This window comes from Kitasatospora sp. NPDC004272 (assembly GCF_053603035.1).
In genome coordinates this window covers 1-8,120 of the sequence record NZ_JBSGET010000226.1, presented here as the reverse complement: position 1 = coordinate 8,120, position 8,120 = coordinate 1, and the positions used below count along the sequence as shown (strand labels likewise).

The 8,120-nt window shown below is 73.8% G+C and carries 5 protein-coding genes and 2 pseudogenes; 1 reads left to right on the top strand and 6 read right to left on the bottom strand.

Features of this window, described 5'->3' with window-relative positions:
* The 5 genes and pseudogenes from ACWEO5_RS37170 to ACWEO5_RS37150 form a co-directional block, all read right to left on the bottom strand.
* Positions 1-2,374, bottom strand: a pseudogene (locus ACWEO5_RS37170) (hypothetical protein); the annotation flags it as partial.
* 295 nt (positions 2,375-2,669) lie between these two features.
* Positions 2,670-3,254, bottom strand: a complete 585-nt coding sequence (locus tag ACWEO5_RS37165) for a hypothetical protein (protein ID WP_452166511.1) — start codon at positions 3,252-3,254, stop codon at positions 2,670-2,672.
* Between the two features lie 210 nt (positions 3,255-3,464).
* Complete coding sequence (locus ACWEO5_RS37160) at positions 3,465-4,481, bottom strand: substrate-binding domain-containing protein (protein ID WP_452166510.1); 1,017 nt, start codon at positions 4,479-4,481, stop codon at positions 3,465-3,467.
* Positions 4,482-5,200: 719 nt separating this feature from the next.
* Positions 5,201-5,614 carry a hypothetical protein gene (locus ACWEO5_RS37155; RefSeq protein WP_452166509.1) on the bottom strand — a complete coding sequence of 138 codons (414 nt, stop codon included), beginning with the start codon at positions 5,612-5,614 and terminating at the stop codon, positions 5,201-5,203.
* Positions 5,611-6,141, bottom strand: a complete 531-nt coding sequence (locus tag ACWEO5_RS37150) for a hypothetical protein (RefSeq protein ID WP_452166508.1) — start codon at positions 6,139-6,141, stop codon at positions 5,611-5,613. Before ACWEO5_RS37150 ends, ACWEO5_RS37155 begins: the two co-directional genes overlap by 4 nt.
* A gap of 426 nt (positions 6,142-6,567) precedes the next feature.
* Here ACWEO5_RS37150 and ACWEO5_RS37145 point away from each other — a divergent pair, with 426 nt between their 5' ends.
* On the top strand, positions 6,568-7,368 hold the full coding sequence (locus ACWEO5_RS37145; protein ID WP_452166507.1) for an SDR family NAD(P)-dependent oxidoreductase: 801 nt from the start codon (positions 6,568-6,570) through the stop codon (positions 7,366-7,368).
* A gap of 77 nt (positions 7,369-7,445) precedes the next feature.
* Here ACWEO5_RS37145 and ACWEO5_RS37140 read toward each other — a convergent pair.
* Positions 7,446-7,959: pseudogene (locus ACWEO5_RS37140) on the bottom strand (3-beta hydroxysteroid dehydrogenase); the annotation flags it as partial.
* Between the last annotated feature and the right edge of the window lie 161 nt (positions 7,960-8,120).

The window sequence follows — 8,120 nt, the reverse complement described above, 5'->3', positions numbered from 1 at the left end:
GGCCGGGCGAGGCGCTGCCGCCGGGCTTGCCGGAGGCCGCGGCCCCGGCCTGGACGGCCCCGGTGCCCGAGGTGCCCGGAGTGCCGCCGGTGGTGGCGTCGTCGGTGCCGCCGACGGATCCCGCGCCGCCGGAGATGCCGCCGGAACTCCCGCCGGTGCCGCCGCCGTTGGAACCGCCGGTGGCACTGCCGGTGGAACCGGAGCCGCCGCCGTCACCGCCCTCGGTGCCGGTGTCGGCCGGCTTGCCGGGCGTGCCGCCGTCCTGCGCCGCGACGTGGTCGGCGGCGGCCTTCGCCTGGGCGGCCTGGGCCTTGGTCAGGGCCGCGTACCCGACGGCGAGCTGGCCCGGCGCCCGGCCGTAGACCTGCCCCCGGCCGGGGTCGGTGACGGTGCGCACGAACCCGCTGACCGCGGCGGCCTTGGCCTGGCCGAGGCCCTCGGTGGGCAGCATGGCGTACTGCACCATGGTCAGCGGGTACGCCTTCGGGTCCTTCGCGTAGGCGGAGTCGTCGTCCCCGTACGGGAGCTGCTGGGTGCCGGTGGTCTCGTCGAAGGGCATGTCCTTGGCCGCGGCCTGCATCGAGGCGATCGTCGGCGTGGTGAACTGGCCCGCCGGGTTGGGCAGTTCGGCTTCGGGCAGGCTCATCGCCTGGGCGTCGCCGCTGTCCATGACCGCGAACAGCGCCCGCTGCCCGTTGACCATGCTGAAGCACCGCTTGTGCTGGCCGCTGGCGTCGACGTAGGGGAGCTGGCAGGACAGCTGGTTCTGCAGCGTCATCCGGAGCACCTGGCCCAGGCCGCCGAGCACCGGGTTCCACTCGTACTGCTTGTGGTTGTTCTGCCCGGTGTAGTCCAGGGTCTGGAAGGTGTCGACCGGGTAGCCGGAGTAGGTGGGCGGCAGGAACTTCGCGTTGACGTGGGTGCCCCACGGGTCGGCGGCGCCGTGCAGGAACTGGTCGGCGTCCGGGTCGGCGGCGATCCACTCGGTCAGCCGCTGCACCAGGTCGGTGGTGCCGCCGACCACCACCGGCGCGGTGTTCGCGGTGTTGGTGCACGAGGGCCAGTGCATCCCCGGCGCGGTGTCCGCGTTGAGCGCGCGGAACTCCTGGTCGTCGAACAGGCACATCGGGTTGCCCCGGACCGTTTCGGTGTCGTCCTGGTAGTAGCGGTACGTCTGGGTCAGCATCTTGGCCAGCAGCCGCTGGTTCAGCCGCAGTCGGCGGACCTGCTGGCCGGTCACCGCGTCGTCGACGACGTGGACCACGGAGATCGCGCCGTTGGTGAGCGGCGCGTACACGTAGGGCCTGGTCGGCGCGTTGCGGTCCGGGACGGAGGTCAGTGCCACGTCCGCGCCGGACCTGCGCAGGAAGGCCGAGCGCGCCTGCGGCTCGCCGTTGCCGACGGAGTACTGCACCTGCATCGGGTCGGAGGCCAGGCACGCGCCCGTCCGCCACTGCGCCATCGCCCGGTCGGCCATCTCCAGGCCGATCGCGGAGAACGCGTTGTCGCCGGCCTTGCAGGCGTCGGTGGTCGGCCCGAAGTCCAGCGGGATGGTGACGTGGCGCGCCCAGGCGCACGCCTCACCGCTCCAGTACTGCTTCTCGTCGACCCGGAACATGTTCCGCATCAGGGTGAAGTCGGTGGCGGTGTTGAACTCGTTGTCCGCGTCCGCGGAGTGGTCGTCGCAGTTGATCTGCGAGTCCGGGAAGGAGTAGGCACCGAGCGGGTCGCCGCCGTAGTTCGGCTCGACCACCAGCGAGCACTTGTGGGTGGGGTCGCATCCGAGGGTCTGGCTCTGCTGGGCGGTCCACAGCTCGATGTCCGCCTCGCCGGTGCCGTCCGGGCGGGTCGCGGCGATCACCATGTTCGACGGGAACTCGGGCACGTTCAGGTTGTCCGGCCGCGAGGGCTGCAGGAAGCCGGCCGCCGGGTCGCCGCCGTAGAGGCTGGAGCCGTAGCAGTCGGTGACGAAGGGCTTCTCCCCCCGGCACTGGTAGATCCGGACCGGGTAGAGGGCCCGGTTGTCGGCCGAGCCGTCGACCCCGGTGCCGACCTTGGTGACGGCGTTGACCGGGCTGCCGTAGATGTCGACCGTCGGCGTGAAACCGGTCCAGCTGACGTGCACCACCTGGTTGCCCAGGCCGCTGACCTGGGAGACCGTGATCGTGCCCTTGTCCCCCTCCGTCCAGGTGGCCGGGTCCCAGCGGGCCGGCCCCTCGAAGGTCTGCCCCGCGGCCGCCCGCGCGGGCTGGACCCCCGGGCCGCCCAGCGGCAGGAGGACGACGGCGGCGGCGACGGCCCAGGCCAGTACGGCCGCCAGGTAGGCCCTCGACGGACGCGATCCGGGTCTCAGCCCCCACGGGCGGGTTCTCATCGGTGCAGCACCTCCGGGCGACGGCGCGCCGGATCGGGCACGCGCGGGTGACAGGGAGCGGAGCGACCGGTCGGCGGCTCCGACGATATTCGGCCAGTCGCGTCTGGCCGGTCGCTGTCATCCAGGTGTACGAGACCCCAATTGGTGCTCGAATCAACGAAATTGGCGTACCGTCAGAAAAACGCGCCGCCCGACCGGATCCGGTCGGGCGGCGCGGGGTGCGGGGCACGGGGTGCGGGGTGCGGGCGGTACGGGCGGTGCCGGGCGCGGGCGGGTGCGGGACCTGCCGGGCGGATCAGGAGGCGGGCGTGTAGGACAGCGTGAAGGAGCCGATGTCCTGGCCCTCGGTGAAGAAGGTGGTGTGCAGCTTGCCGTCCAGGTACTGGGCGCCCTCGGCGTTCAGTACCAGCGCGTCGGCGGCCAGGTTCTGCGTGCTGCCGGTCTTGGTGATCGAGTTGTTGCCCGCCGGGTCGAACAGCGCGACCGGGGTGGTGGAACCGTCCGGGACGGCGGTGACGGACCAGCTGTCGAAGGCGAAGCCCAGCTTGTGGAAGGAGACCGCGCTGCCGGTCCTCGCGTCGACGAACAGCAGGCCGCCGCCGAGGCTGACCCCGCCGAAGAAGTTGCTCAGAACGCCGTTGCCGTCGGTCACCGGGAAGCTCGCCGACAGACCGCTGGCCGCGTCGTAGCCGGCGGTGGCGGTGGGCAGCGGGACGGCCACGATGCCGGCCTGGGCGGCCTGCTGGAAGAAGGAGTTGCTCTCGTGGATCACCGCGCTGCCGGCCACCGGCGCGGCGGTGGCGGAGGTGGCGGACGCGGCGGTGGCGGCGAGGGCGAGACCGGCGACCGCGGCGGCGATCCGGACGGCGTGACGGGACATCGTGGCTCCTTCGGACGGGGTGCTCTGCGGCACCCGGCGCTTGGTGCGTGGCGGCGCGTGGTGTGTGCTGTGCACGCGTGCTGCTCGGTGCGTGTGGTGCTGGCCGCCGCCCGTCCCGGCCGGAGCGCGGAACGGGCGGCGGGTGCTAGGTGGTGCGTGGTACTGCGTGCTGGTGCGTGGTGCTGCGGACGAGCCCCGGGGCGGGGACCGTCAGATGTGGGTGGTGGAACCGCAGGAGGCGGCGGCCAGGGTCAGGTAGCCGTAGCTGACGGTGGACGCCTTGCCCGCGGTGGAGCAGAGGTAGCCGGTGGGGCCGAAGATCGCGCGCAGCGCGGTGCTCTTGGTGGTGGCCGGGCTGGCGTTCCAGTCGGCGTCCCGGACCACGTTGTAGAGCACCCGGCCGTAGGTCGGGTTCGCGAACGCGGAGTTCAGGGTGCCGGAGGCGGTCAGCGGGGCCACGCCGTTGATGCTGCGCAGGGTCAGGCTGCCCTTGTCGTCGACCGAGTCCTTGTGGCCGTTGGCCTGGCCGACCCAGTGACCCGCCGAGTACGGGAAGATCACGTCGTCGTCGTTCAGCGCCAGGTCGGTGCCCTCGTTCTCCTGCGGGCCGGTGACCACGCAGGCGCCCAGGGTCGGGTTGCCGATCGCCTTCAGGAAGAAGGAGCGGGTGCCGGAGTTGATCTGCGGCAGGTAGGGCTTGATGGTGCCCGAGGTGCCACCGAAGGTCGACCAGTTGGTCTTGGTGCAGGAGTAGATGTCGAACAGGTCCTGGGTGGTCAGGTTGGTCGGGGCGTGGCCGCCGGACTTCGCCGACCAGGTCACCGCGTCCTTGGCGAACGCCACGAACAGGTTGGAGGCCGGGTCACCGGTCTGCGGGCCCCGGGAGGAACGGGCGTAGTCGAAGCTGCTGCCGGTCGCGTTCAGCTCGGTGATGCCGGCGCCGGAACCGTTCGGACGGGCGAGCGAGGCGGCGCCGCTCTTCGGGGTGATCGAGGCCGAGCCGGTCGCGTCCCAGCTGTACAGCTTCGGGGTGGTCGACACGGTGGCGTTGTAGTCGGTGGAGAACTGGTTGAGCAGAGCCTGCGTGGTGTCCGAGCCCGAGCCGACGATGTCCGTGGCGGCCGGGACGGTGCCGGTGGCCGGGTCCGCCATCGCGGGGACGGTGATGGCGGTGAGGGCGGCGGTCATCGCGACGGCGGCGAACGCCTTGGCGGCGGTGTGACGCATGGTCCTGTTCCTCCGTAGGGGAAGGTCCTAGTGCCGCGTCAGGCGACCTTTGCCGTGAAGGAGCGGCGTCCGGTGCGTGCTGTCGGCGTGCCGGCCGGAAGCCCTCGTACTGGATGTACTCGGGTTTTCGGCCGGTGCGGCGAGAGTGCGTGCCGGGCGTCGCGACGGGCGAAGGTTGCCTGCCGCAGCACTAGCTGGACCGGACCTGGCGGGGTCCGGTGCCGGAGAGCTCCGCGGCTTCCGGCGGAGCGATCCTCGCCGCGACCGCCCGCACCCCGGAAGCACCGCCCGCCGCCCCCGGCCGTCCGGCCGTCGACCGCCGCGGCACCGGAAATCCCTGGTGGGAGCGGGAGTCGGCCATCCGTCGACCACCGCTCCGGGCCCGAGCGCGTTCTTCTCCAGGTGTGCCCACGGGGTCACCCCGGACACCTCCGCTTCACTCTCGCTGCACCACTCCCACCCATCCCACACCGCCCACGCACCACCCGCGCCCGCCCCCGGACGGCCCCGCCCGCACCGTCCGCGTATTTCGGACGCCCCGACAACCGCCCGCTCCGACCGTTTCCACCGCCCCGGGCGCGCGAAAAGCCCGCAGCACCCCGACCCCCGACGGGCCGGGACGCTCGGGCGGGCGGGCGGGCGGGCGGGCGGGGCGGGACGCTCGGGCGGGCGGGCCGGTGCCCGGCGGACGGGGCTGCGCCGGACGGACGGGGCGGGGACTACCAGGCGGACGGCGGGAACGTCCCGCCGGCCAGCCGCCGCAACCGCTGGACGTGGTCCGCGCCCTGCCGGAAGGCGGCCACGCTCTGCCGGCACTGGTCGCGGCGCAGGTAGCCGCGGGCACTGCGCGCCACTGCCTCGCCGCCGCCCGCGCCGGCCCGGGTGGTGCGGGCCGGGAGGTGTGCCGTCCAGATCCAGAGGCGGTCCTCGCGCTGGCTCAGCACGAACCGCAGGACTGCCCGCTCGGCCAGCAACTCGCATATTCCGGAGGCCAGTTCACGGTCGCTGCGGTAGGAGCGGACGGCCGCGGCGAGCCGCCTGCCGTTCGCCGCCACCAGCGACCAGCCGATCCGTCCGTCCGCCGCGCGCACCGGCACCAGCCGGGGACCGCGACCGGCCTCCGCCGTGTTCACTCCGCACCCCCGGCCCCGACGCCGCCGGAACCACCGCCGCCTCCGGGTCTCCCGGCCCCGGGTCTTCCGCCCCCCGGTCTTCCGCCCCCGGCCAGGGCGCCCCCGGGCCGGGCGGCCACCGGCTCCGGGCCGGGCCGCAGCACGGCGTCCGGCACCGCAGCCGCCCCGGCGGCCCCAGCCACCCGGGCTGCCTCGGCCGTCTCGGCCATCCGGGCCACCAGCGCCATGAAGCGCCGGAACGCGTTCTGGCAGGTCGCGTAACGCTCGTACGCCCGGCTCGACTTGACCAGCGGGTTGCCCCTCGGCCCGGGGACCACCCAGGTCCAGCCCAGGCCGTCGCGGACATGGGTGATCCGCGCCACCAGCGCCGGTCCCAGCGCGACCAGCTCCGCGAACGCCCGTTCGGCGTCGACGGACGACTCGTGGACGGAGGAGGACACCGCCACCACTCGCCCGTTCATCGCCTTGAGCTGCCACTGGAACCGCCCGTTCGGCGCCCGCTCCGTGAACAGGCCCTCCCCGCGCACCGCCGCTACCCCCGGATTGTCCGCCGGTGCGCGCCCGTTCCCCGGCCGCGCCACCGAACACCCTGCCGACCCGCGCGGACCGCGAACCGGACGCACATCGTCACGCGGCGAACGCTATGTGTGCACGGAGGAAGTCCGGAAGTGAAATCCCCCTCGCGCTGCGGCTGTTCGCCGCGAAGTTCTCCCTCGTTAATGCGGACCGCTTTCCGACCCCGGCGGGAGCGTCGATTCCACGGAGCCGGGAGTTCGTCGGGGCATTGCCTCCGCTTTGCTCGCGAGCCCCGCCCTGCCCGCCGACTCCCGCCGACTCCCGCCGACTCCCGCCCGGCACGCTGTGCATCGTGCACATTATGTGCATGATGCACAAGCTGTGTATCATGCACATGAGAACAGCGCTCGACCGGAACCACGGAAGGACGGCACCCCATGGAACGCCTCAAGGACAAGGTCGCGGTGATCACCGGAGCCGGCAGCGGCATCGGCCGGGCCGCCGCCGAACTGATGGCCGCCCAAGGCGCCCTGGTGGTCGCCGCCGACTACGACGGCGCGGCCGCCGAGGAGACCGCCCGCCTGGTCGAGGCCGCCGGCCGGCACGCCCTGCCGCTCACCGTCGACGTCACCGACGAACACTCGCTGGAGGAGCTGTTCGCCACCGCCGTCCGCGAGTTCGGCACCCTCGACGTGCTGTGCAACCACGTCGGCGGCACCGACCCGCGCCGCGACCTCGACCTGCTCCGGATGGACTTCGAGGAGTTCGACCGCGCCGTCTCCCGCAACGTCCGCTCCACCCTGATCGGCTCCCGCCTCGCCCTCCCCCACCTGATCCGGGCCGGCGGCGGCTCCATCGTCAACACCGCCTCGGTCGCCGCCCTGGTCGGCGACGTCACCCAGACCGCGTACGGCGCGGTCAAGGCCGCGGTGGTCAGCATCACCAAGTCGATCGCCGTCCAGTACGGCCCGCAGGGCGTCCGCTGCAACGCGATCGCCCCCGGCGCCGTCCTCACCCCCGCCCTGCGCGACAACCTGCCGCAGTCCGTGATCGACTCCCTGCTGGCCGGCAACGCCCTCCCCTACCTCGGCGAACCCGAGGACATCGCCCACACCATGGTTTTCCTCGCCTCCGACGAGTCCCGCTACCTCACCGGCCAACTCCTCGTCGTGGACGGCGGAATGACCATGCAGTCCTCCGCCGCCCCCGGCCGCCGCGCCATGCTCCCCTCCTCCTGACCCCCGCCCCCGCACGACGGCCCGCCCCCCGGCGGGCAGGGGCCGGACGTCAGGGGCCGGACGGGCAGGGCCGGACGTCAGGGCCGGAGGTTCTCCAGGTCCGCCAACAGGCCGGGGTGCGTCGGCCGCCAGCCGAGCACCTCGCAGGTGCGGGCGCTGGACGCGGGCCGGTCCATGGCGAAGATCGGGCCGAACGGGCCGAAGTCCTCCGGCGGGACCGCTTCCACCGGCAGGCCCGGCCGCCGGCCGATGACCGTCACGATGTCGAGCACCGCGTCGCCCTCGTCGGCGACGGCGTGCCAGGCCGTCCCGGCCGGTGCCGATTCGAGGGCCGGCCGGAACAGGACCGCCGCGTCGAGCGCGTGCACGGCCGGCCAGCGCTGGGTGCCGTCGCCCGGGTACCCCGCGACCCCGGTGCGGCGCGCCCGCTCGGCCAGCAGGCCGGCGAACCCGCCCCCCGCCCCGGTGGTGGACCGTCCGGGGCATCCGGACCGCCGTGCTGCGCACCCCGTGCGCGGCGAGGCCCAGCAGCGCGGCGACCGAGCGGCCCCGACCACCCACCGGCCCGTCGGTCGGCAGCGGGCCGCCCTCGTCCCGGCCCCGCGACGGCCTGTCGCGGTCCGTCGTCAACTCCTCGTCGTGGACGGCGCAACGGCCGCGCAGCCCCCGTCGCCTCCGCCCCGCGACCACCAGAACGACCGCGCGGGGCCTTCCGACGCCGGGCCGCCCGGCGCGGGGCCGCCCGGCGCGGG